Genomic DNA, 24,428 nt, shown 5'->3' with positions numbered 1-24,428 from the left:
GCGCAGCCCCTCATGGGGTAAACTCGGAGCGGACCTCGAGCGAGGAGGACGACATGAGGATACTCGGAACGTTCGCGTGCGCGTGCCTGGTCGCGTCGTTCGCGCTTCCGGCGCTGTCGGCGACCTACGATTTGACAGGAGAGTGGGAGCTCTCGACCACGAACAACGCGGAGGTCGGGCCGTGCCCGAGCGAAGAGGACACGGTCGGGACCGCGACCATCGAACAGACGGGAGATTCGTTCGTGCTGACGATCGGGGACGGGTTCGTGTGCGCTCCGGAGTGGGTGTGCACGTACGGCGGAACCGTGGATGGGGACGCGTACTCGGCCGCCAACGCCGGGACGGTGGACGACGAGGGGGGGTACCTCCAACAGACGCTCGAGTTCACCGCGACCTCGGCGGACGCCGCGGCCGGCTCGGGAACATCCGTCTACGAATTGGACGCGACCACCTGCGAGTGGACGTTCGACTTCACGCTCGAGCGGACCTCGGGTCCGGACGCCGACTCGGACTCGGACTCGGATTCCGACGCCGACGCGGACGACGGCTCGGGCAGCGGCGACGGGAGCTGCTCCGCGGCGCGGATCGGGCGGGGCCTCCCGAGCGGCGGGGCGATCGGGCTCCTGCTCGCGGCGCTGTTCTAGCTTTCGAAGCGATCCGCCGCCTTGTCGCGGCGTCGCGTTTCTTTTCGTTTTCGTAGGGCTGCCGGCGACGGATCCACTAACATATCGAGGGGCGACGACGAACCGCCAACGACGGACGACGAACAAGGGAGGGGCGCATGGAAGCAAGGAAGAACGCTCTGCTGATCGCCGCGCTCGCGGCGCTGGCCTCGGCAGCGGGCTGCAGCGGGCAGTCTCCGGGGTTCGGCGAGGAGGGCACGGGCACCGACACGGACACGGACACGGATACCGACGCGGACGGCGACTCCGACTCCGACGGGGACGGCGACTCCGATACCGACTCCGAATCCGCCTGCGGGGAGGTCGAGGTGGAGTTCGAGATGGAGACGCCGACGGTGATGCTGCTGGTGGACCAGTCCGGGAGCATGACCACCGCCTTCGGCTCGAGCGACCGCTGGGAGACCTTGCGCGACTCGCTGCTCGACGCGGAGACCGGGGTGATCGTCCAGCTCGAGGAGGTCGTGCGTTTCTCGCTCCAGCTGTACACGAGCGACGGCGGCTTCGCGGGCGGCGACTGCCCGCTGCTCACCGGCACCGATCCCGCGCTCGGCGCCTACGACGCCATCCACGACGTGTTCTTCGCCAACGCGCCCGCCGGCGACACGCCCACGGGCGAGTCGATCGACGCGGCCGCGGCGATGCTCGACGCCGATCCGCACCCGGACACCAAGATCATCGTGCTGGCCACCGACGGCGAGCCCGACACCTGCGAGGTGCCCAACCCGCAGACCGAGGAGGCGAAGGCGGTGTCGGTCGCGGCGGCCGAGAGCGCGTTCGACTCGGGGTTCAAGACGTACATCATCTCCGTCGGGTCGGACATCGGCATGGACCACCTGAACGACATGGCCCAGGCGGGCCAGGACGATCCCGCCGCGCTGCCCTACCAGGCGCTCGATCAGGAGCAGCTGATTGCGGCGTTCGAGGACATTATCTACGGCGTGCGCGACTGCGTGCTCGAGCTGAACGGCGAGGTCCAGACCGGCATGGTCGGCGAGTGCGTGGTGACGGTCAACGAGGAAGAACTGGTGTACGAGGAGGACTGGCAGCTCAACTCCCCGTCCGAGATCGAGATCCTCGGCGAGGCCTGCGAGGAGATCCAGCACGGCCTGGTGACGGTCGACGTCTGGTGCCCCTGCGAGGCGTACGAGGGGCCCGAGTAGAGACCCAGAGACCCGAGATCCGGGGGCTGCGATTGCAGGGCCCACCGGCCCCGGCTATGATGCGCGCCCATGGAGCGCACGGAGCGGGAGCGGCTCGCCAAGGAGCACCTCGAGATGGTCGAGCGGATCGCCCTCGCCACGCGCCGGCGGCTCGGGCAGGTGGCGGACCTGGACGAGCTCCGCTCCTTCGCCATGCTCGGCCTCGCGTCCGCGATCGAGAGCTACGACGCCTCGCGCGGCGTCGCGTTCGCCAACTACGCGTCGATCCGGATCCGCGGCGCGGTCTACGACGGCCTCGCCGACGCGAGCTGGTTTCCCCGGCGGCTCCTGCGGCAGATATCCTTCTTCCGGAAGGCGGACGAGCTGCTCGCGGCCGCGGCCGACGACCCGCCCCCCGCGGACACGGTGGAAACGGCGCACAGGCTCGCGGACCGGCTCAAGGAGCTCGCGACCGGGTACGTCACGACCTGCGCGACGCCCGTCGAGGACGCCCGCTTCTCCATGACCCCGGAGGTCGAGGCGGCGATCGACAGGAGGCGGTACGGCACGGCACTCGACGCGTGCATGTCCACGCTGACCGGCACCCAGCAGAAGCTCTTGAGGGGGTACTTCTACGAGGACAGGCCGCTGAACGCGATCGCGAGCGAGCTCGGCTACACGAAGTCGTGGGCCTCGCGGGCGATGCGCGCCGCGCTCGACGACCTGCGCAAGAGCTTCGGCGGACCGCGTCCTTCTCCGAGGCGGTGAAACGCGGTACATTCGTCGGGACGGATCCCTGCCACCAAGGAGGAGCCAAGATGCTGCGCCATCTTCTGTGCGGATGCGTGCTCGCTGCGTTCGCCGTTCTCTTCGCCGCGTGCGACGACGGAGGCTCGTCGGGACCGACGGACGGCGGCACCGACACGGACACGGACGTCGACACGGACACCGACGCGGACGCGGACGGCGGCCCGGACGGCGGCGACGAGTGCGTCGAGACCGCGGCCGGGGCGTTCCCGGGCGACGCGGTCGAGATCGCGTACGAGGAGGGCGGCTCGAGCGCGTGCATCGCGGACAGCACGTGGAGCCCGATCACCGGGGACTACGGCTCGTACGTCATCGGCGAGGAGCCGATGTGGGAGGCGGTCCGGTTCGACATCCTCGCGCCGGCGACGATCTACGGCGCCCGCGCGCAGTGGGGCAACCTCGTCGGCGACGGGGTGCGGCCGGTTCGGCTCGGGGCCTACGCCGACTTCGGCTCGAACGGCTTCGACTTCTGGCAGTGGGAGTCGCTCTGGGAGGGCGATCGGTGCCTCGCCCCGGCGGACGAGGGCGCGTGGGTGGACTACGTCTTCGACGAGCCCATCGAGCTCGATCAGCCGGGCCTCTTCTACATCGCGCACTGGTACGACGATCCGGGCGACCCGCTCTTCGATTACGTTCCGACCGAGAACGACTGCACGCCCTACGACGGCTGCCACTCCGCGCTCAACATGCCGGAGGCCGAGGACGAGGCGTACTACAACGGCCTCACGCTCCAGTTCCCCTACGACTACGGCGTGCGGCTCCTCGTCGCGCTGCACGACGACATCCCGGCCGAGGACAAGTGGTTCCAGCCGAACGCCGGGCTCACCGCGTCGAGCCGCGTCGCCTGGGGCGACTACGACAACGACGGCTGGGACGACCTGATGACGAACGGCCCGGTGCTCTACCGCAACGAAGGCGACGGCACCTTCGCGGACGTGACCGCCGCGGCCGGCCTCTCCGCGGTGAGCGCCGGCTCGGGCGGCGGCGTGTGGGGAGACTACGACAACGACGGGTGGCTCGACTACTTCGGCCTCGGCACCGGCATGACGACCTCGGACATCCTCCTGCACAACGACGGCGACGGCACGTTCACCGAAGTGACCGCGGAGAGCCTGATTGGCGACCTCTCGGTCGCGGGCGATCCGGACTGCGTCACCGACGTGAACCCCGAGTACGCGCCCACCGAGGGCGCCGGCTGGGTGGACCTCGACGCGGACGGCTTCCTCGACCTGTACCTCGCCGAGTACGAGTGCGGCGCGACGTACACGAACTACCTCGACAGGTTCTTCCGCAACCAGGGCGACGGGACGTTCGTCGAGTGGGGCGAGGATCACGGCTTCTCGCCGAACCACCACGCCGGGCGCGGCGTGAGCCCCGCGGACTACGACCAGGACGGCGACGTCGACATCTTCGTGAGCAACTACCGGCTCGATCCGAACTTCCTCTACCGGAACCTCGGCGACGGCACGGTCGAGTACGCGGGGCCCGGATCCCACCTCGCGGGCGACGGCGGCTGGAACGCCTACGGCCACACGATCGGCGCCGCGTGGATCGACGCGGACAACGACGCGGACTTCGACATGCTCCTGAGCAACCTCGCCCACCCGCGCTTCTACGAGTTCAGCGACAGGACGCAGCTCATGATCAACGACGGCACGGGCGTCTTCACGGACACGGCCGCCGAGGCGGGGATCATCTACCGCGAGACGCACTCGAACCCGACCGTGCAGGACTTCGACAACGACGGCGACTGGGACATCTTCATCACGTGCGTCTACGAAGGCCGGTTCTCGGAGATGTACTTCAACGACGGCGACGCGACGTTCGATCAGGTCAACTACGAGTCCGGCGCGGTCGTCTACAACGGCTGGGGGAGCGCGGCGTCCGACTACGATCGGGACGGCGACGTCGATCTCGTCGCGTACACCCTGTTCGACAACGAGACCGCGGCCGCGGGGAACAACTGGCTCCAGGTCCGGACGCTCGGCGGGGCGAGCGCCCTGGGGCTCGTGAACGCGGCCGGAATCGGCGCCGTGGTCACCGTGACGGTCGGCGGCGTGCCGCACCTCGGGCACACGAGCGGCGGTTCGGGCACGGGCTGCCAGGACACGGCGTTCCTCGTCTTCGGCCTCGGCGCGGCGGACCACGCCGACTCGATCGAGGTGCTCTACCCGGGCGGCGCGGTGGTCACGGTCGCGGGCCCGGTCGCCGCGAACCAGCGCGTCTGGATCCAGGCGAACGGCACGGTGACCTACGGCTTCGCCCACCCGATCTAATCTCGGATCAGTCTATCGGCGTGGTGCACTCGAAGTTGAAGCCGATCGCGCCGACTTCGGGCGTGACGCCGTCGGTCTCGGTGTAGAGGCGCACCTCGATCTCGAGGAAGTGGCCCTCGGGCAGCGCGGAGGTGATCCCCTTCGGGGAGACGTCGTCCGGCACCTCGGCGAGGAGGTAGAAGGAGGCCTCGGCGAGCGCGACGAGGTCGTCCGCCGCGCGCGCCCGGATCACGAACGACGTGCCCGCCGGCGTGACCGCCTCCCAGAGGATCTCCTCCCACAGGGTGGACTGGCCGGGGCACACCTCGAAGACCTGCCGGTACCAGCCCTCCTTGGTCGTGAAGGTGCGGAGGTTGTAGCCGATCATGTCCGAGTAGGAGTAAGGCGCCGTGCCCACGGGAACGACCTCCTTGCCCACGACCGCCGGGACGTCGCCGCTGCGATCCACCTCGAGCCGCGTGGCGTACCCGTTCGCCTGGGACGAGCACTGGGAGACGCCCCACACGTGGCCGTCGAAGTCCACGGCCACGCCGACGCCGTCCGTGGCGTGCGCCGTCCCGCCGTCGTCGTCGTCGCCGAGGTACCAGCTGCCGAGCACGGCGGAAGGATCCGGGAACAGCACCGGGTCGAGGAGGTAGATCCAGGCGTCGTTCGACGTGTCGATCACCCAGACGAACCCATCGGAGTCGGCCGCGAGCCCGCGCAGGTTGTCGGCGTCGGGATCCGGCATGAGGTCGAGCGACTCCCAGGTCCCGCCCGTCAGATCCGGCTCCGCGCCCGGCGTGTAACGGTAGACCCAGCCGCTGTTCGTGCCCATGGACGTGAGCCAGATCCGGCCGTCGCCGTCGAGGGTGATGCCGTAGGGGTTCATCCCCGCCGCGTCGTCCATCATGTGCTCCTCGCCGGTCGCGAGGTCCACCCACGCGAGCCCGGAGTCCAGCGCCCAGCCCCACGCGTCGCGGCAGGAGGTCCACATGTGGCCGTCCGCGTCGAGCACGTACCCGTACGGGTGGCACCCGGGGAGCTGGTAGCCCGCCATGAGATCGCCCGTCGCGCCGTTGAGCTTGTACATCGCGCGCTCGCCTAAGCCCGTGGACGGGTGGTAGCCGTAGCAGCCGACCCAGACGTGGCCGTTGTACTCGTAGTCGTCGCCGGTCTCCGCGGTCGCCGCCACGGCGCGCAGGCCCGTGCAGCCGAACTCGCCCGCGAGCGGGCTCGGATCCGGCTCGCCGAACCCGCGGGTCCACAGGACGCACTCGTCCGTCGACTGGCCCGCCGGGACGTCGCCGCCCGTGGAGCGCGCGTACACGTCCGCCGCGCCAGTCGACGTGTCGATGACGTCGTTTCCGTTGCGATCGACGCAGCGCTCCGGCTCGGCCGCGATCTTCGTCGCGCTCGCCGCGCCGAACGTCCCGTAGTTGTTCGTGCGGTTCCCCACAAAGACGTCGCCGATGAGATCCACGCTCGTCCGGGAGGGGTCCGCGCGATCGGCGGAGAGCCCGACGGCGTAGCGGCCCACCTCCTCGACGAGCTGGGTGTCGATCTTCGACACCGTGCCGTCCGCGGAGTTCGAGACCCACAGGTACTTGAGCGCGGCCTGCTCCGTCGAGAGGACGAGCCAGCCGTCCTCGTTCGTGTCGACGCCGTCCGAGTTCTCCTCGTCGGGGTCGTACTCGTGCTCGGTGCCCGGCCCCATGGAGTTGTCCGGGCCGCCGTCGTCCGGGCCGCCGTCCCCGTCCGCGTCCGTGTCCGTGTCCGTGTCCCCGTCGGTGTCGGTGTCCGTGTCCCCGTCGGTGTCGGTGTCCCCGTCAGAGTCGACGTCGGCCGTGCCCACCGGGCTCGAGCCGTCTCCGCACGCGGACAGGAGCAACGCGCCCAGCGCCGCCGCGACCCAGATGCCCTGAATTCCGATCCGCATGGTCCCCCTCCTTGCCTCCCTCATCATCTCATAGATATCGAAGCCGCGGCGATGGAGAAACCCCCAAGGACCTCGATCCCCGCGGCGCTTCACTCCGCCGCGAGCGACCGGACCGCTTCGCCGACGCGATCGACGCTGCCGTCTCCGCCGCCCGAGAAGAACCGCAGCCGGCCCTGGCGGTCGAGCACGAACGTCGCCGGGACCGACCCGCCGACCTTGTAGAGCCCGGAGAGGATCTCCGCGCTGTCGATGACCATCGGGAAAGTGACGCCGAGCGAGGGGAGCATCTGCCGCACGGCGCCCGGCTCGTCGTCCACGGCGACGCCGACGAACTGCACCTCGGCGGGATCGGCCGCGCGCCAGAGCCGCTCGAGCTCCGGCATCGCCTTCGTGCACGGCTCGCAGAAGGTGCTCCAGAAGTCGACGACCGTGACCTTGCCGGGCGCGGGGACCGGGATCCACTCGCCGACGCGATCGGCCTCGACGCGCCAGCCGCGCGCCGGAGCCGGCGTCTGGCCCAGCATCGCGTGCTCCGACGGAGGCAGCGACGGCCCGCACGACGAGAGCAACGCGACCGCGCAGAGGAGCGACCGAAGGGGAGCGCCGCGGCTTCGTCTCGACATGACGCGGTGTATATCAAACCGGCGGCGGCGCCTCAATGGCCGGGACTTTCTAGATCGCGTCCAGGTACGGCGCCACCGACATCGCCTCGGCCTCGCCGCGCAGGACGCGCAGGGCGCCGCTCGCGAGCGCGAGCATCTCGTCCTCGCCCGGGATGACGACGAACGGCGCGCCGATCCAGTCGAGCCTTCCCTCGAGCTCCTTCACGAAGCGCTCCGAGCGCGCGACGCCGCCGGTGATCACGATCGCGTCGACGCGGCCGCGCAGGATCGCGAGCAGGCCGCCCAGCTCCTTGACGAGCTGGTGCAGCGTCGCGTCGAGCACGAGCCGCGCGCGCGCGTCGCCCGCGTCGATCCGCTTGTAGATCTCCCGGACGTCGTCGGTGCCGAGGTGCGCCTTCCAGCCGCCGTTCGCGACCAGCAGGTGCTCGACCGCGTCGTACGCCTTGGGCCCGTCCAGGATCAGCCGCGCGAGATCCAGCGTCGGGACGGCGCCGGCGCGCGTGGGCGCCATCGGGCCGGAGCCGGTCGGGTCGTTATGGTCGATCTGGCGTCCGCGCCGTTGCGCCGCGACCGTAATCCCGGAGCCGAGGTGGAACCCGACCAGGTCCAGCTCCGCGACCGCGCGGCCGAGCTGCGCCGCCGCGTGGCGGGACGCCGCCTTCACGCTCAGGGTGTGCGCGAGCGGCCGCCGCGGCACACCCGGCAGGCCGGTCAGCTTCGCCTCGGGCAGCAGCTCGTCGACGCACACCGGATCGACGACGTACGCGGGGCAGGAGGCCTCGGCGGCGAAGGCGTGCGCGATCGGCGCGCCGAGCTCGGACGGGTGGTGCACGAGCACGCGGCCGTCCCGGATCGCGTCGAGCATCGCCGCGTCCACCGCGAAGACGCCGCTCGGCACCGGCGCGAGCGCCGCCCCGCGGCCAACGATCGCGGCGCAGTCGGCGACGGCGATCCCGGCGCGATCGAGGATCGCCCGGATCCCGGCGATCCGCGCGTCGAGCTCGTCGTACACCCGCTCGAACTTCGCGAACTCGGCCGGGTCGTGGCGGACGTTCTCGCTGAACGCGATCTCCTCTCCGCGGTACACGGCGATCTTCGTGGACGTCCCGCCCGGGTTGACGACGAGGATCTTCTCTTTGCGGTCGGTCTGGCTCATGGCGTCACCTCGCGGACTGCACCCTTCCGATTAGTCGAAAACAGCGGGTGGGTACAGGGGAGTTCGACGTAAAACAGCGGATGTGACCGCTTGAACCCGCGGCCGGCGTTTGCTATCACGCGCCCATGCGAAATCCGTTCATTCTCGGGGGAGTGGCGCTGTTCCTGATCCTCGCGGGCTGCAAGGAGTGCCCGCCGTGCGGCGAGGCGAAGGCCTCCGGCGCGAAGGCCGACGGCGGCGCCGACGCGGGGCTCGCGGAGACCGACGCCGGCGTCAAGGGCGCGGCGATAGGCGGCAAGCCGCACAAGGTCGAGTCGTTCGGGCTGTACGCCCGCGCCGGCTTCGACAAGGTCAACATCTGGGAAAGACCCGACATGGGCAGCCCGCGGCTCGGCTACTTCCGCCGCGGCGCGCACGCCCGGGTCGGCGATCCGCGGTACTCGAGCGAGACCTGCCCGGAGGGATGGTTCCAGCTCGCCGAGGGCGGCTTCGTCTGCCAGGGGCGCGGCATGCTCGTCGGCGAGAAGCCGCGGGCGGTCCCGAACCCCCCGCACCCGCCGCGCGTCCACGAGCTCGATCCGTACAAGCACGGGTTCATCCGGCGCGACTGGACGCCCGCGTACAAGCGGCTCCCGCTGCGCGAGGAGATGTGGCAGCCGCCGACGTTCGACGCCGCGCAGGCTGCCGACGGCGGGGTCGGTCCCGGAGCCGGGGAGATCCGGCCGCCGTGTCCGACCGAGGCCGAGGCGGCGAGGTTGGCGGCTTCGATCGCGGCCGCGCCCGCCGAGCCCGCGGCGGAGACCGGGGAGCCCGAGATCCCCTGCTCCGACTACGCGGTGTACACGCGCCGCAAGTACCGTAACGTCCGCGAGCTCATGTCGCGCGGGTTCTGGACCTCGGTGACCGAGCGGCTGCGCCACGACGAGACGGGCGAGACCTACTACAGGACCGTGAAGGGCGACTTCGTGCCCGGGGGCGCGGTGCACCTCGTGCGGCCGCCCGAGTTCCAGGGGTACGCGGTGGGCGGCGATCAGCCGCTGCCGGCCGCGATCGTCACGTCGCGGTACGCGGCGGTGTACGAGCTGCAGAACGGGAAGTTCCGCGGCGTCGGGCCCGTGGATCGGCTCTCGACCTACCGGGTCCGCGAGGAGCTGGCGGGCCCCGGCGGGACGTACTACAGGATAGAGGAGAACCGCTGGCTCAAGGCGGATCACGTCGCGCACTTCGCGCTGCGCACCGAGCTGCCCGAGGGGGTGAAGGCGGACGAGAAGTGGATCCGCATCGACCTGACGCACCAGACGCTCGAGGCGTACGACGGGTTGACGCCGATCTACGTCACGGTCGTCTCCTCCGGGCTGCCGAACACCAAGGAGGGGGAGACGGAGATCGTGACGGAGACGCCCCACGGGCGCTTTCGCATCTCCTTCAAGCACGTCACCGACGACATGACCGGCAGCGTGGGCGACGACGCGGAGGTTTACTCCGTCTCCGACGTCCCGTGGGTGCAGTACATCTTCCAGAACGTCGCGCTGCACGGCGCGTTCTGGCACTCGAGGTTCGGCCAGCCGAAGAGCCACGGGTGCATCAACCTCTCGCCCGCGGACGCGCGCTACCTCTTCGACTGGACCGACCCGCCGCTGCCAAAGGGGTGGCACGGCGTCGGCGCGGTCGAGGGCGGGCCCACCACGCTCGTCATCATCGAGGGCAAGACTCCGAAGTAGTCGGCCAGTCGAACGGCGCCCGTTTTGATTCCGGCCCCGCCGGATTCGTGATAGTCAGGGGAAAATGGATAGGTGATTCGAACAGGGAGTGTGCGATGTACAAAGCGGCTCTGATCCTGGTTCTCCTCTCGATCCCGTCCTCGGCCTTCGCGTTCGGAGGGAAGCCGTTCACGAACGGGCTGCCGCTCGAGGGACGCGGCGGGAGCTACACCCAGAACGGGGAGGAGATCGACGACGACAGCATCGAGGACGTGCTGAGCGTCGAGCTGACGCCCGCGCAGGACGACATGAAGAGCGCCCTGAGGCTGCGGACGGGCGGGCGGGTGTGCCTGGGCATCGGCATACCGCTGCTGGTAGGCGGCGTGGCCACGGCGATCGTCGCGACCAGCGGCACGGTCGGCAGCGTCACCGGGACGATGGCCGTGTACGGCGTCTCGATCGCGCTGCTGACCGTGTCGATCGCGCTCGACGTCACCGCGCTGGTGCTGCTCGTCAAGTCGGGCCGCCGGTACCGGAGCGCCATCGAGAAGTACAACGGCTCGCTCGGGGCGGGCGCCGCGGTCGACGTGCGGCTGTACCTCGGCGCCTCCGGCGCCGCCTTGAACGTCGAGTTCTAGGGTGATCCCCTCCTTTCGTTCGAGTGGTACAATCCCGTTGCCAAGAAGAGAACGCGGGGTTTCCCGCTGGCGAGCGGAAGGAGAAGGAGCCATGGCGAGGATCATCATCTGGCTGGGGTTCGCGGGCGCGCTCGCGCTCGGCGCGTGCTCGGACGGGGGCGGCTCGGGCGGGACCCCGGACTCCGGGACGGACGATCTCCTCGATCCGCCCGCGCTCGCGCCGTACGACGACACGGCGCCGCTCACCGAGCTCGGGGTCGCAGCGGTCGCCGCCGCGCCCGCGTGGCTGCGGCGCGATCTCGCGATCGCCCTGCGCAAGCAGACCCCGGAGCGGGCCGACGAGCTCGCCGCGCTCGTCACGGACGCCGCGGACCCGCGTACCGTCGACGAGATCGCGTTCTCGATCGCCCACACGAGCCCCGAGGTGCTCGAGGTCACGAGCTTCTACCCCGAGCTGCTGGCGCTGAACGCGGAGCTGATCTACGCGCACGACGCCGCGCCCGACTACGTGGAGCTCGTCGACACGGGCGTCCCGGGCACGGACGACGACTTCTGGACCACGGCGACCTACACGTATTTCCAGAAGGGCGGCGATCTCGTCCAGCGGACCGTCGACCGGGACATCTATTATTGGTTCGTCGTGCACCCGAAGATGGAGGACGAGAACCCGTGGTTCATCGACGCGTGGTCGGTCTGCAGCTCGGGGATGCTCGAGTGCGCCGCGACGCCCGACGAGGGCTGGTTCTGGCGGGAGTTCCTCTGGGAGGCCGCCGCCGACACCTGCCCGGAGGAGGGGCTGTGCCCGACGCTCGACGAGTGGCTGCCGGGGCTCGAGATGGCGTGGAACGGGAGGGCCGGCGGCGACGCCGAGGGCGCGATCAAGGAGATCGTCGAGCTCATGCGCTTCCAGCCGGTCGAGGGGGACAACTGGCTCGACTTCGGCGCGTACGGGGAGCGGTCGATCCAGCCCAACCGCATCTACGGGCTCGGACGCGGCAACTGCGGCGAGTGGGCCGACATGACCACCGCCCTCGCGCGCACCGCGCTCATCCCGAACGCGAACGCGACCCCCACGTCCTGGGATCACACGTGGAACGCGTTCTTCGACGGGATCAAGTGGATCGAGTGGGAGCCGGTGAACTACGCGATCGACGCCGACTACTCCGGCTGGGGCGCCTCCTTCGAGGGATCGCACTCCTTCTACATCACGCGCGGCGACGGGCTCGTGCTGCTCCAGACGCCGGACTACAGGGACGACGTCTTCACGATGGAGATCGTCGTGCACGACAGCCTCGGGACGCTGATCCCGGGCGCGTCGGTCTCCGTCTGGGCGCCGATCCCGGACTCGTCCGGCTACTGGTCGTACGCCGGCGAGGCGCCGACCGACGCGGACGGCGTCGCGACGTTCCCGCTCGTCGCGATGGGGAGCTACGCGGTCCGGATCGAGACGCCGATCGGATCGATCCCCGCGGAGGCGAACAGCATCACCTACGCGTCCGACGGGATCGCGGTCGGCGAGACCGACGTGAAGGAGTACAGCCTCGAGGTCCAGCTGCCCTGGCCGCTCGGGGGGGAGGCCGTCGGCTTCGAGGGCGAGGCCGCGGCGGCGATGCACCTGAGGTTCGCGGATCTCGGCGCGCGCTTCACGCCTGTCGGGCAGCGGTTCGGGACGACCTACACGGTCGAGGCGCCGGCGCCGGAGATCCAGGCGTGGCTCGTCGACGAGGCGAACCTCGCGCTGCTCGAAGCGGGCGAGCCGTTCGAGGCGGGGTGGGAGGGCACGGCCTCGGACGCGGACGTCGAGATCCCGCTCGACGGCGTCTCGTACCTGGTCCTCTCGAACGCGGCGCAGATCAGCACCGCCGTCTTCGGCACGCTGAGCGTGACGGTCGAGCCGCTCGTCGACGGCGCATGGACCGGCCCAGCGACGCCGCTCGAGCTCCCGTACGAGATCCTCCCCGGCGGCCGGATCGCGGTGAGCATCACCCCGGCGGAGTGAGCGGGCGTACCGACTCGCTCTATTTGGCAAATCCAGGAGAGGGCACGAGCTCGATTCCGTCGACGCGCGCAAAGCCCATGTCGAAGGAGGCGATGTGTCGTGCGCCCCGCGCTCGGGCCACCGCCACGATCGCCGCATCGGCGAAGCTCAAGCCCGCGCTCGGCGGCTGGGTGCGGAACACCTCGAATGCTGCCGAAAAAAGATCGGAGCACGCGACGAGCTCGATCTCCTTTGCCGAGAGCAGAACGTCTCCGACGTGGATCGCGGTCGCGAGATCGCGGCGCGCGGCGAGGACGGTCGCGAGCTCGAGGAAGACGTACTCGGGCAGGATGGCAGGTCCGTAATTGCCGTCTATGATCGCCGCCATCGGTTCGACGGCGGCCGCGTGGTGGGTGTCGCGGGCGTTGTAGAACGCTACGAGGAAGCTGGTGTCGAGGACGATCACGGCGCGCGCGTCCCGTAGACGATCGCGTCGATCTCTTCGCTCAGGTGCTCGTTGCCCTCGGCGAACACCACCGGTTCGAGTTGTCGGAGGCTCCCGCGCTTCTCCGCCGGCGCCGGCCGGCCCAGGTAGCCGCGTAGTGCCTCGTTGACGAGGTCGCCGACGTTCCGCCCGGTGAGAGCGGCGCGCGCCTTGAGCGACCGGTAGACCTGCGGGTCGAGATTTCTAATCGTCGTGTCCATGAATTACTTGTAGCACAAGTAACACAAGTGTGCAAGGCTGGCTGCCAAAGAACAAATTATCTTTTAGTTACGTTCTGTTGCGTAGAGATTGGCTTCGGCGGCTCACTGCGGCGGGCCTTCGAGAAGGAACTCCTGCCACGAGATCGCTGGGACCGACGCGCGCTCTGCGGTCGCGATCCCCGCGGCCGTGGTGACGACGAGCGGCCGGTAGCTTCGCTCTCGGCGCACGAACTCGAGCAGACCGGAAAGGTCCCGCGGTTGGAAGCCCCCGGTCTTCACCTCGAGCGCCCACCTGCCCCAGCTCCCGTCGATCACTCCGTCGACCTCGAGCGGCTCTTCCCGCCAATACGACACGTGCTGGCCCGAGCACCAGGCGTACGCGAGGCAGGCGTTCTCGATGAGCGCGCCCCAGCGCGACGGCTCGATCGGGCCCGCGGCGAGGCCCTCCGGATCCATGACGGCGACGAGCGCGTTGTTGAGCGGCACGAGCTTCGGCGGCGCCGCTCTGCGTCGCGACGACGTCGAAGCGTGTTTCGGCACCTGCGCCACGAGGAACGCCTCCTCGAGCAGCGCGAGGTAGTGGGCGATGGTCTCCAGAGCGCCGGCGTCCTGCAGCGCGCCCTGGATCTTCTGCAGCGACACGATCCGCGCCGGCGATGAGGCGGCGACGCCGAACACCTGGCGAAGCAGCGCCGGACGGCGAACGGTCGCGAGCGCCACGATGTCGCGGCCGATGGCCGGCTCGAGGATGGCGTCGCGTACGTACGCCGACCATCGCGGCGGATCCTCCCGAAACTGGAAGGCGCCCGGGTAGGAGCCGATGCGCACGACGAGGTCGGCCGCGGCCTCGGGTGCGATACCGAAGCTCTCGGCCAATGAGCGCGCGGACCAGTGGGAGAGCGTCAACCGCTCGAAGCGGCCGGCGAGGCTCTCGCGCGAACCCGCGGCGAGCCGGAGCGCGGACGAGCCGGTAGCGACAACGTGGATCGGCGTCTTCTTGCGCCGCCAACGATCCCACAGGGCCTTGAGCCGTGAGGCCCAATCATGGAGCAGGTGGGCCTCGTCGAGCAGCAGGACGGCCCGCCCCTGGGCGGCAGCGGTCTCCTCCACGCGCGCTGTGAGCCGCTCCCAGAAGCCGGGCAGCGCCGCCTCCGGGGCGTCGGCCGCGGCGTAGATCGCGTGCCGGTCAGCCTGCGCGGCGATCTCCAGCAGCAGCGTCGTCTTGCCGACCTGGCGCGGACCCGCGATGAGCTGGATTCTCCCGGGCGCAGACTCTGCGAGGCGCCGCAGCAACGCTTCGCGGCACTCGTGGTAGCTCAGCCGGAAGAGGTCGTTCGACATACTCGAATAATTATTCGAGTACGTCTTTCAAGGCAAGGGAATTGTGATTCTAGCGCGTGGAAGCCGCTGCGGCGCGCTTCCGAAGGATTCAGAACGACCCTCGCAGCGCCAGCCCGAACGTCCTGTCGCCGTTCCCGCTCGACCACGCCACCGGCGCGGCCGTTATCTGCAGGCTCTTCCGGTACTGCTCGTTCGCGCGATCCGCGGCGCGACCGACGAGCCCTGCGTCGATGTATGAGAGGAAAACAATGGCGGTGAGCGACATGATGGAGAACGCGAGGAGCACCGGGCTCGGTTCGTCCTGGTTGCACCCCTCGATCCGCTGCCCCATGTCGTCCTCGCACGGATTCTCCTCATCCGAATCGTGCATGCTGCCGGCGACGTACCAGAACATCGTGCCCACCCCCGTCGCGAGGGTCAGGAGTCGGATGCCGGACATCATCAGGGCGTGCCTCCATCGGCCCACCCAGAAGTAGCCGGTCGAAGGGCCGAACACGAGGCCGAGGCCCGCGACCGAAGCGCCGGAGATAATGCACGACATCGCACCCTTGTAGCTCGACGCTAGGAATCCAAGGTTCAGAATCCCTGCTCCGATGGGCGGGAGCAGGGCGGTAGGAAGAAGAGTCATCAACAGCGCGCTGCGCCGGCTGTGCTTCTCAGGCAGCGGCGGAGGAGGCGGCGCTTTCGGAGGCTCAGCCGGAGGTGTCACCTCCTGAGGCGACGGTGCGGTTACCGGCGTTGCGACGACGACCTCCGGTGTCGTTTCTGGCGCTGCAGAAGCAGCTGACCTGAACGCCGCAATCACCGCCCTCTCCATGGCTCTCGCCTGGGACAGCGCGCTCGCCTTGGAGACGATGCGCGTTTCACGGATCGGCTCTTGGCCGTCTTTGGGCGCGAGCTCCACGACGAGCTCCCACCCGGCTTCATTGTTCGAAGCGCTCGTCCGCAGCTCGGCGTCCATCTCTGCGGGCGCCTCGGCGGCAACTATTTCAAGAGATGCCTTCAGCTCGGCGACGAAGACAGCATCCGCATCGCCCGTGGGCTCGGCGACGACGATGTTTGCGTGAGAGATGCTCGGAAAAAGGACGAGCAGCAGTAGAAAAGCGCAGAAAGGGATGGAAGGGACAGAAGGGACGGAAGGGACGAAATAGACGAAAGAGCCTGGCCTGGTTCCCATCTGGCGATCCTACCGCGGATGTGAAATCCGCGGCCACGATTTCGGAGCCGCGGCACAAGATCTCCACAAACCGTTGGCGCTCAGGCCGTGGGTTCGGGTAGAAATGACGGCGGCGGCGGTCGAGGCGGCCGGCCGCTCTTTCCTCGCGAGGTGGCGCATGGCATTTCTCGGCAGGGATCTCACGGACGTCCACACCTTCACGAAGGACGAGCTCGTCTTCATTCTCGACAAGGCGGTCGAGATCAAGAAGGCGCTGCGCGCCAAGGACATCCCGAAGTACCGCCTGGCCGAGGGGCGCGACCTCCTCGCGGCGCTCCTGTTCTACGAGAACTCGACGCGCACGCGCACGAGCTTCGAGATCGCGGCGCTGCGGCTCGGCATGCGGGTCACCGGGTTCGCCGGCACCGAGGGGACGAGCGTGAAGAAGGGCGAGTCGCTGCGCCACACGCTCGACATGTACGAGGCGTACGAGTGCGACGCGCTCATCATGCGCCACCCGCTCGACGGCTCGGCGCGGTTCGCCGCGGATCACCTCGGGTTCCCGGTGTTCAACGCGGGCGACGGCAAGCACGAGCACCCGACGCAGACGCTGCTCGACCTGTTCACGATCCGCGAGCACTTGGGGCGCCTCGAGGGCTTCGATCTCACCCTGGCGGGGGACCTGAAGTACGGCCGGACGGCGCACTCGCTCGCGCTCGCGCTCACGAAGTTCCCGGGCGTCCGGCTCCACCTCTTCTCGCACCCGGCGCTCGCGCTGCCCGAGCAGATCCTCCAGGTGATCGAGGCGCGCGGCGTCGAGGTCGTGCGGCACGGCACCATCACCGAGGCGACGGAGGCGACCGACATCCTGTACCAGACGCGGATCCAGAAGGAGCGCATGCCCGATCTGAGCGAGTTCGAGAAGGCCAAGGAGATGACCGAGTTCACCCTCGAGATGCTCGAGAAGACGCGGCCGTCGTTCGGGCTGATGCACCCGCTGCCCATCGACAAGACGGCGCCGTCGATATCGCCCGCGATCGACGGGCACCCGAAGGCGATCTACAAGGTACAGGCCGGGAACGGCGTCCCGACGCGGCTCACCGAGCTCGCCCTCGCGCTCGGCCTGTTCGGCGGCGAGTTTTCGGGCAAGGAGTGGAGGGCGCCCGCCGACGACGCGGGGTTCTTCGAGGAGCGCGCCATCGCCGAGAAGCCGCCGCGCACCGACGTGTCGATCCTCCCGATCCGCGATCGCGGCGTCGTGATCGATCACATGCTGCCGTACACCGAGGATCTCATGGTTCGCATCCTGCGCGTGCGCGAGCGGCGGGACATCTACCGCGCCGCGACCGTGAAGGCGCTCCGGCGGCCGGGCTCGATCAAGGGGATGCTCATGATCGAGGATCGCGATCTCGACGAGCAGGAGCTGCGCATGATCGCCGCCGTCTCCCCCGGCTGCACCGTGAACCGGGTCGTCGCGGGCAAGGTGGTGCGCAAGCTCGAGCTGCGGCTGCCGTCGCGCGTCGAGGGGATCGCGGGGATGGTCTGCGCGAACAAGGGGTGCATCACGCGGCCCGAGCACCAGGAGAACGTCAAGCCGATCATGGTGCGCTTCGACGAGAAGACCGTCCGCTGCCACTACTGCGACAACGTCATGGCGTCGTCGCAGATGTTCTGATGGCTCCCGAGGTCTGGTTCCTCACCGCCCGCGCGAGCCGTTTCGACTACGAGGACTCGCTCCTCGGCCGGCTCGAGCGCGCGCTCGCCCGCTTCCCGTTCGGCGCGGCGGCGGCCGAAGGCGAGGTCGTGCCGATCAAGATCCACTTCGGGAGCCGCGGCGCGGTGCAGACGATCCGGCCCGCCTACGTCGCGGCCGTGGTCGACGCGGTCGCCCGGCGCGGCGCGCACCCGTTCGTGACCGACACGGTGCGCATGCTCGGCCACGAGTACCTCGCGGTGGCGAACCGCAACGGCTACAACGAGTCGTCGCTGCGCTGCCCGGTGCTGCTCGCGGACGGCATCTTCGGGAACGACTCGGTGGAGGTCGACTGCGGGCCGCCTATCGGCGTGCAGTCGATCGCCTCGGCGATCCACGACGCGACGAGCATGGTCGTCATGAGCCACGTGAAGGGGCACATCCAGGCCGGCTTCGGGGGCGCCCTCAAGAACCTCGCCATGGGCGGGGTGAGCGCGCACCCGCGGAGCGGATCGTGGGAGAAGTGCCGCGGCAAGGCGCACTTCCTCGTCGGCGGCCTGCCGGAGTGGGCCGGCGCGCCGCCGTGCACGCTGTGCGGCACCTGCGAGCGGCACTGCCCGATGGGCGCGATGAAGATCCGCGACGGGGTCGTCGCCGCGACGCAGGAGTGCTGGCGCTGCGGGCGGTGCATCTCGGCCTGCCCCGAGGAGGCGCTCTCCACGCCCAAGGACGAGGGCATGTTCCAGCGGGCGCTCGCGGCGCAGGCCGGGGCGGTGGCCGGGACGTTCGCGCCCGGGAAGGTCGTCTACGTGAGCTTCCTGCTCGAGATGCAGCCCGAGTGCGACTGCATGGACATGTGCGACGTGCCGATGGTGCAGAACGTCGGCGTGCTCATCGCGAGCGATCCGGTGGCGATCGACGCGGCGGCGCTCGACCTCGTCGCGAAGGCGCCGCTCCTGCCGGGATCGCGCGCGGATCGGCTGATCGCCGCGGGGTACGGGGGGAACGATCCGTTCGGCGCCGTGCACCTGAAGAGCTCGTGGGGACACGTCCGCCACGCGGCGGAGCTCGGATTGGGCTCTCTCGAGTACGTCCTCAAGCCGTTCCCGGAAAAGGAGAAGAAGGGATGAGATACGCGTCGCTGCTCTTCGCGGTGATCGCGCTCCTGTGCTGCGCGGTCGGATGCGACGGGGACGGCGGCGGGGAGGCGAATTCCCCGCCCGTGTTCTCGGCCGGCTGGACCGAGACCCCGACGCTCGGCCAGGGCACGACCCTCGTGCTCGAGGGGTTCACGCTGTCCGATCCGGAAGGGGATCAGTTCGAGGCGACGGTCGCGTCCGCGGATCCTGGGCTCACCATCGCCCTCGATGCGGCCGCGGCGACCATGGAGCTGCACGCGAGCTACGACGTGCAGGGGTCGATCGACGTGACCGTGTCCATGGCCGACGATCTCGGCGCGGCGGAGGATTACGTCTTCCAGGTCGAGGTGCTCCCCATATCCTGGCTCTCGCGGCAGACCTGGACCGCCGCCGAGGGGCCAGAGGCACGAGAGCACGGCTCGCTGCTCGTCGACGAAGACGCCGGCCGCGTGATCCTGATCACCGGGAGCGGCTACAGCCCTTACATGGAGCCTCTCGAGGACGTGTGGAGTTACGATCTCGCGTCCGGCGTATGGACCTCCGTCGCGCCTGCGGGCGACGCACCGGTCGGCGGCGGATCGAAGCGGGCCGCGCAGATCCCGGGCGAGCCAACCGGCTACCTCTTCGGGGGTTACGGCGTGGACGGCGAAACGCTCGCGGATCTCTACCGCGTCGACTTCTCGGGCGAGGGCATCGACTTCGCCCTGCTCGACCAGACCAACCCACCCGGAGAGCGGGCGCTGCACGCGTTCGCCTATGACCCGGAGCTGGACAGGTTCGTCCTGTTCGGCGGCATCGGATCGGCGATCTACCACGACACGTGGGTGATGACCCTCGACGGCGACACGGCGATCTGGGCCGAGGCGGAGACGACGGAACCGCCAACGCCGAGGTACGGGTTCTTCTCCGCGTTCGATCAGACGTCCGGGCGGCTCGTCGTGTACAGCGGCGCGCAGGGCACCTCGGCGGTGAACCCGGCGCAGGACACGTGGGCGCTCGACACGAGGACGGATCCCATGGAGTGGACGCTCCTCTCGAGCGGCGACGAGGAGGGCGCTCCGGACGGCAGGCGGAACGGGTGCACCGTCCACGACAGCGGTGCCCAGCGGATGTTCGTCTTCGGCGGGACGCCGGACGCGGCGATCACGGCGCCCGGGCTGTACGCGCTCGACCTGCGCCCCGGTTTCGAGGCGTGGACCCTGCTCGAGCTCGCGGACGAGCCGCCCCTGCGCTCGAGCGGCTTCGGGTTCTACGATCCGGCGGGCGCGGAGTCGGTCATGGGGTTCGGCAACACCACCGCGGCCGTGTACTCGGACTGGAGCTTCCTCGGGTACTAGATCGGCGGCTTCTCTTTCGGCTCGGGCTTCGGCTTGGCCGCGCTCTTCTTCTTCGGCTTGGTCTTCGGCTTCGCCTTCGCCGCCTTCTCGAGCGCGCGGAGCGTCTTGGTCGCCTGCGCCGAGATCTTCTTGTCCTTCGACTCGGCGGCGCGCCTCAAAGACGGCATCACGTCCGGGTGGAGATCCCCGATCTTCTCGATCGCCTGCATGGCGCGGACGCGCGTGTCGGCGTCGGCGGCGTTCTCGAGGAGGGAGATCACCACGGGGAGGGCGCCCTTGCCCTCCGGGCCCATGAGGCCGAAGGTCCGGAGCAGGGCGCCGCGGAGCTGCGGGTCCTCGATCCCCATCTTGGCCGCGAGCGGCTCCACCGCGGGCGCGCCCACGGCCGCGAGCCGCTCCGTCAGCTCGTCCTGCCAGTGGCGCTTGCGCCCGGCCTCGTCCTTGTAGGAGAGCTTCCGCATCTCGCTCCCGGTCACGAGCATGTCCGCGAGCGCGGGGATCGTCCCGTCGCCGAGCCCGCGCAGCGCCTTCCAGCACCACAGCCGCACCTGCCTCTCGCCGTCGCCCAGGCAGGCGGCGAGCGGCTCGACGGCCGCGGCAGAGCCGGTCTTCGAGAGCGCGCGGGCGGCGGCGGTGCGGACTCGCGGCTCCTCGTCCCCGAGCGCCGACGCGAGATCTTCGACGGCGGGGGCCGCGGCAGGCCCCATCTCCATGAGGCGGAGCGCGGCGGCGCGCCGCACGCGGTGATCCGCGTGGCGCAGGAGGGAGACGGCCTTCAAGACGTCCGCGCCCTGGAGCTCGGCGAGACGAGCCTGCACCTCCGTGAGGACGGCCGCGCGCGCCTCCAAATCCGCCGGCGGGAGCGGGCGCAGATCGTCGGAGCAGGCCGCGGCGAGCGCCGAGAGGGCGCAGGCGGCGAGGGCGATGCCCTGGTGCGCCGCGCGGATCACCGCGCCACGCACACGACGCCGGCGACGATCAGCACGTAGCCCGCCCACTGGATCCAGCCGATCGACTCCTTGAAGAGGAGGTGCGATCCGGTGATGACGATGACCCCGGTGAGCGCGACCATGATCGGGTAGGCCACCGACAGCGGGAGGCGGCTCAGCGCCTGGGTGTAGGCGATGACGTTCACGGCGAAGAGCACGAGGCCGACGATCAGCGGCCACGAGGTCAGGTAGTGCTTGATCATGGCGGCCGCGCCGCCGCCGGCATCCGCGCCGATCATGCCCTTCTTCATGAGCACGTTCGCGGCGCCGTTGAACAGCACCGCGACGCCCAAGAGAACGAACCCGCGAATCATGCGAACCCTCTCCGTGCGCGCCGCGTCAGGCGAGCGCGTCCATGATGCCGCGACCGAAGAGGATCACGGTGATGCACGTGGCCGCCCACCCGGCGCCCGTGAGGAGCATCGGGACGTCGGTGAACACCGTGCGCGTCGGATCGCCGCCGGCCTCGGCGTGGTAAACGAGGTAAAGGTACCTGAAGATCCCGTACAGCACGAACGGGACCGTGAGGATGAGGAGCCTCGAGCCCACCAGATCGAGGGTCCTCTCGTCGACCGTGTACAGGATGTAGCAGACGACCGTCGCCGCGGTCGCGATGGAGATCATCTGGTCGAGGAACGCGGTCGAGTAGTGCGCGAGCACGCGGCGGTGCTCGTGCGCCTTGTCGCCGAGGAGCACCACCTCGGCGCGACGCTTCGTGAACCCGAGGAAGAGCGAGATCGTGATCGCGCAGAGGATGAGCCACGTGGACGGCATCGCGGGGATCGCGGCGGCGCCGGCGAGGATCCGCAGGACGAAGCCGGCGGCGATGATGAGCACGTCGATGATGACCACGTGCTTCAGGCCGGCGGAGTACAAGAGGTTGAGGGCGACGTAGGTCCCGACGACCGCCGCGGCGACGACCCCGAGCGCCGCGAGCGCCGCGCCGAGCGCGCCTCCCGCGCAGACGACGAACCCGGCGATCCCCACCCACGCCGGGAGGTCGCCCTTCGCGAGCGGCCGGTTCCGCTTCACCGGGTGGCAGCGATCCTCCTCGAGATCGCGGAAGTCGTTGAAGAAGTAGACGGCGCTCGACGCCAGGCAGAAGCACGCGAAGGCGACCAGCGAGTCGGCGACCGCGCTCGCGTCGGTGATCGCGCTGACCTGCTCGCCCCCGGCCTCCGTGTGCCGCGCGAAGATGAGCGCCGTGAAGACGAAGATGTTCTTCACCCACTGCTTCGGGCGAGCGAGAGCGACGAGCGCGACGAGGCCTCTCATGACCACACTTGATACCATGAAGGGGCGGCGCGGGGGAGATTCTTGCGCGCCGGCCGGGCGCCCCGGTCAGGGCTCGAGCTTGTAGCCGACCTGGCGGACGGTCACGAGGTGCCGCGGCCGCGACGGATCCGCCTCGATCTTCTGGCGCAGCGCCATGATGAAGTTGTCCACGGTGCGCACCGTGCCGTCGAAGCCCCAGCCCCAGATCCGGTCGAGGATCGCCTCGCGCGAGAACGGGCGTCCCGGCGAGCGGGCGAGAAGGAGGAGCAGGTCGAGCTCGCGCGCCGAGAGGCTCACCGCGGCGTCGCGCACCTTGACGGTGCGGCCGACCGGATCGATCTCGACCTCGCCGAACCGGATCGGCGGCTCGTCGGTGCGGCGCCAGCGGCGCAGGAGCGCCTCCGCGCGGGCCAGCAGCTCCGGGAGCTCGAACGGCTTCGAAACGTAGTCGTCGGCGCCGAGCTCGAACCCCTCGAGCTTGTGCTCGGTCTTGCCGCGGGCGGAGAGGATGATCACGGGGACGTCCCCGGACTTCGCGCGGATCTCGGCGAGGATCTCGAGGCCGCTCCAGCCCGGCAGCATGACGTCGAGGACGATCAGGTCCGGCCGCGCGTCGAACGCCATGCGCATCCCGTCGTCGCCGTTGGCGGCCGTGACGACGCGGTAGCCCTGGAGCTGGAAGTTCATCGCGAGCCCCTCGCGGAGCGCGCGGTCGTCCTCCACGATGAGGATGGTCAAGTCCCCGTGCTCCCTGACCCCCTTCTCCGTGTCGCTCATTCCTCTTCCTTCTCCCGGGGAGCGACCGGCAGCCTCACCGAGAAGCGGCTGCCGACGCCCTCCTCGCTCTCGACGTAGACCTCGCCCTTGTGCGCGAGCGCCAGGTGGCGGACGATCGCGAGCCCGAGGCCGGCGCCGGACGACGTGCCGCGCTGGCCCGCGTCGGCCCTGTAGAACGGCTCGAAGATCCGGGCGACCTCCTTCTTCGGGATGCCGATCCCGTTGTCGCCGACGGCGAGCTCGACGAACTCGCCGACGTCCTGGACCGACACGCGGATCCGCTTCTCCGTCCCGGTGTACTTGTAGGCGTTGATGAGCAGGTTGAGCGTGACCGACGCGATGCCGTTCTCGTCGTGGTCGACGGGCGACGCGCTCGTCAGATCGACGTCGAGCGCGACCTCGCCCGGGGCGACCATCCGCTCGAACCGCGCGATCGCCCCGCGGACCGTCTCGACGAGCGGGGCCCGCCGCATCTCGAGGACGTCGCGATCCTCGGCGGCCCGCCGCCAGGACAGCACGCGATCGATCATCGTCTCGAGCCACGTAGTCTCGCGCAGGATCGTCTCGAGGCTCTCCGCCGTCTTCTTCGGATCGCCGTCGAGGCGCCCCAGCTGCAGGGTCTGCGCGTACATCCGGATCGCGGCGAGCGGCGTCCGCAGCTCGTGGGTGATGTTCGCCGTGAAGTCGGTCTGGAGGCGCGCGAGGCGCGCGCGGCGGCCGAGGAGGACGGTCACGACGATGGCGCTGCCGAACGCGGCCGCGGCGAAGGAGAGCACGAGCGCGCCGAACACCGTCTCCTGCGAGCTCTCGCCGATCGCGAGGAGGACGATGCCGATCGACGTCGACGAGAGGACCGGGAAGATGACCCCCACGGCGAGCGCTACGATCGCGCCTTTGAGGCTCAGGTTCTGCTGGAGCTTCTTGATCCTGGTGCGAAAGCGTCCCGCCACGGCGCGAGTATCCCCGACGCGCGCGGCGTCGTCAAATGACCTCGCCTTGACAAGACGGGGAACGGTGTGCAGGTTTTCCGCATGAACCGCGCCGCCCGCACCGTGGCCGTCCTCCTCGCGCTCGCAGCGGCGCTGCTCCTGTCCGTGG

Annotated in this window: 22 protein-coding genes; 10 read left to right on the top strand and 12 right to left on the bottom strand. The window is 69.7% G+C overall.

The features are described from left to right. Window positions 1–53: 53 nt before the first annotated feature. The 4 genes from M0R80_14210 to M0R80_14195 all read left to right on the top strand — a co-directional run bounded on the left by M0R80_14210 (window position 54) and on the right by M0R80_14195 (window position 4,905). Window positions 54–644, top strand: coding sequence for a hypothetical protein (locus tag M0R80_14210; protein MCK9460789.1), 591 nt, complete (start codon window positions 54–56; stop codon window positions 642–644). A 137-nt stretch (window positions 645–781) separates the two neighbouring features. Beyond that, the gene (locus M0R80_14205; protein ID MCK9460788.1) at window positions 782–1,843 is read left to right on the top strand and encodes a VWA domain-containing protein; all 1,062 of its coding nucleotides are present in this window, start codon (window positions 782–784) and stop codon (window positions 1,841–1,843) included. Window positions 1,844–1,912: 69 nt separating this feature from the next. After that, window positions 1,913–2,590: a sigma-70 family RNA polymerase sigma factor gene (locus M0R80_14200; GenBank protein MCK9460787.1), complete on the top strand. Its 678-nt coding sequence runs from the start codon at window positions 1,913–1,915 to the stop codon at window positions 2,588–2,590. Between the two features lie 50 nt (window positions 2,591–2,640). Next, window positions 2,641–4,905 carry a CRTAC1 family protein gene (locus M0R80_14195; protein ID MCK9460786.1) on the top strand — a complete coding sequence of 755 codons (2,265 nt, stop codon included), beginning with the start codon at window positions 2,641–2,643 and terminating at the stop codon, window positions 4,903–4,905. A gap of 7 nt (window positions 4,906–4,912) precedes the next feature. Here M0R80_14195 and M0R80_14190 read toward each other — a convergent pair whose 3' ends face one another. The 3 genes from M0R80_14190 to buk form a co-directional block, all read right to left on the bottom strand. Further along, a complete protein-coding gene (locus M0R80_14190; GenBank protein ID MCK9460785.1) occupies window positions 4,913–6,823 on the bottom strand; it encodes a hypothetical protein in 1,911 nt (636 codons plus the stop codon). Window positions 6,824–6,912: 89 nt separating this feature from the next. Continuing rightward, entirely contained in the window at window positions 6,913–7,446 is a 534-nt protein-coding gene (locus tag M0R80_14185) for a TlpA family protein disulfide reductase (protein MCK9460784.1), read from the bottom strand. Window positions 7,447–7,495: 49 nt separating this feature from the next. After that, the gene (buk, locus tag M0R80_14180; GenBank protein ID MCK9460783.1) at window positions 7,496–8,602 is read right to left on the bottom strand and encodes a butyrate kinase; all 1,107 of its coding nucleotides are present in this window, start codon (window positions 8,600–8,602) and stop codon (window positions 7,496–7,498) included. Window positions 8,603–8,727: 125 nt separating this feature from the next. Between buk and M0R80_14175 the strand changes: the two genes are divergently transcribed. From M0R80_14175 to M0R80_14165, 3 genes are all read left to right on the top strand, one after another. Then, a complete protein-coding gene (locus tag M0R80_14175) occupies window positions 8,728–10,323 on the top strand; it encodes a L,D-transpeptidase (GenBank protein ID MCK9460782.1) in 1,596 nt (531 codons plus the stop codon). Between the two features lie 95 nt (window positions 10,324–10,418). Beyond that, on the top strand, window positions 10,419–10,940 hold the full coding sequence (locus M0R80_14170; protein ID MCK9460781.1) for a hypothetical protein: 522 nt from the start codon (window positions 10,419–10,421) through the stop codon (window positions 10,938–10,940). Window positions 10,941–11,031: 91 nt separating this feature from the next. Further along, the gene (locus M0R80_14165; protein MCK9460780.1) at window positions 11,032–12,939 is read left to right on the top strand and encodes a hypothetical protein; all 1,908 of its coding nucleotides are present in this window, start codon (window positions 11,032–11,034) and stop codon (window positions 12,937–12,939) included. A 19-nt stretch (window positions 12,940–12,958) separates the two neighbouring features. Here the strand turns inward: M0R80_14165 and M0R80_14160 are convergent, their stop codons facing one another. The 4 genes from M0R80_14160 to M0R80_14145 all read right to left on the bottom strand — a co-directional run bounded on the left by M0R80_14160 (window position 12,959) and on the right by M0R80_14145 (window position 16,141). Next, window positions 12,959–13,384, bottom strand: a complete 426-nt coding sequence (locus M0R80_14160; GenBank protein MCK9460779.1) for a PIN domain-containing protein — start codon at window positions 13,382–13,384, stop codon at window positions 12,959–12,961. Further along, a complete protein-coding gene (locus tag M0R80_14155; GenBank protein ID MCK9460778.1) occupies window positions 13,381–13,623 on the bottom strand; it encodes a hypothetical protein in 243 nt (80 codons plus the stop codon). Before M0R80_14155 ends, M0R80_14160 begins: the two co-directional genes overlap by 4 nt. 102 nt (window positions 13,624–13,725) lie before the next feature. Further along, window positions 13,726–14,964, bottom strand: a complete 1,239-nt coding sequence (locus M0R80_14150; GenBank protein ID MCK9460777.1) for an AAA family ATPase — start codon at window positions 14,962–14,964, stop codon at window positions 13,726–13,728. Window positions 14,965–15,052: 88 nt separating this feature from the next. Then, entirely contained in the window at window positions 15,053–16,141 is a 1,089-nt protein-coding gene (locus M0R80_14145; GenBank protein MCK9460776.1) for a hypothetical protein, read from the bottom strand. 157 nt (window positions 16,142–16,298) lie between these two features. Between M0R80_14145 and pyrB the strand changes: the two genes are divergently transcribed. The 3 genes from pyrB to M0R80_14130 are packed head-to-tail and all read left to right on the top strand — an operon-like array spanning window position 16,299 to window position 20,289. Beyond that, a complete protein-coding gene (pyrB, locus tag M0R80_14140) occupies window positions 16,299–17,795 on the top strand; it encodes an aspartate carbamoyltransferase (GenBank protein ID MCK9460775.1) in 1,497 nt (498 codons plus the stop codon). Beyond that, window positions 17,795–18,943 (top strand): DUF362 domain-containing protein, encoded by a 1,149-nt coding sequence (locus M0R80_14135; GenBank protein MCK9460774.1) that lies wholly within the window; start codon window positions 17,795–17,797, stop codon window positions 18,941–18,943. The genes pyrB and M0R80_14135 overlap by 1 nt, the downstream gene beginning before the upstream one ends. After that, window positions 18,940–20,289 (top strand): hypothetical protein, encoded by a 1,350-nt coding sequence (locus tag M0R80_14130; GenBank protein ID MCK9460773.1) that lies wholly within the window; start codon window positions 18,940–18,942, stop codon window positions 20,287–20,289. Before M0R80_14135 ends, M0R80_14130 begins: the two co-directional genes overlap by 4 nt. Here the strand turns inward: M0R80_14130 and M0R80_14125 are convergent. From M0R80_14125 to M0R80_14105, 5 genes are all read right to left on the bottom strand, one after another. Continuing rightward, on the bottom strand, window positions 20,286–21,251 hold the full coding sequence (locus M0R80_14125; protein ID MCK9460772.1) for a HEAT repeat domain-containing protein: 966 nt from the start codon (window positions 21,249–21,251) through the stop codon (window positions 20,286–20,288). The two genes, M0R80_14130 and M0R80_14125, sit on opposite strands and share 4 nt — an antisense overlap. Continuing rightward, a complete protein-coding gene (locus M0R80_14120) occupies window positions 21,236–21,592 on the bottom strand; it encodes an EamA family transporter (GenBank protein ID MCK9460771.1) in 357 nt (118 codons plus the stop codon). Before M0R80_14120 ends, M0R80_14125 begins: the two co-directional genes overlap by 16 nt. 25 nt (window positions 21,593–21,617) lie before the next feature. Then, complete coding sequence (locus tag M0R80_14115) at window positions 21,618–22,553, bottom strand: decaprenyl-phosphate phosphoribosyltransferase (GenBank protein MCK9460770.1); 936 nt, start codon at window positions 22,551–22,553, stop codon at window positions 21,618–21,620. 66 nt (window positions 22,554–22,619) lie between these two features. Next, window positions 22,620–23,330 carry a response regulator transcription factor gene (locus M0R80_14110; protein ID MCK9460769.1) on the bottom strand — a complete coding sequence of 237 codons (711 nt, stop codon included), beginning with the start codon at window positions 23,328–23,330 and terminating at the stop codon, window positions 22,620–22,622. Next, window positions 23,327–24,428 (bottom strand): HAMP domain-containing histidine kinase (locus M0R80_14105; protein ID MCK9460768.1); only part of this gene is annotated, 1,102 nt, incomplete at its 5' end. The genes M0R80_14105 and M0R80_14110, both read right to left, overlap by 4 nt.

This window comes from Pseudomonadota bacterium (genome assembly GCA_023229365.1).
GTDB lineage: Bacteria > Myxococcota_A > Polyangia > JAAYKL01 > JAAYKL01 > JALNZK01.
This window is presented reverse-complemented; position numbering and strand designations above follow the sequence as displayed.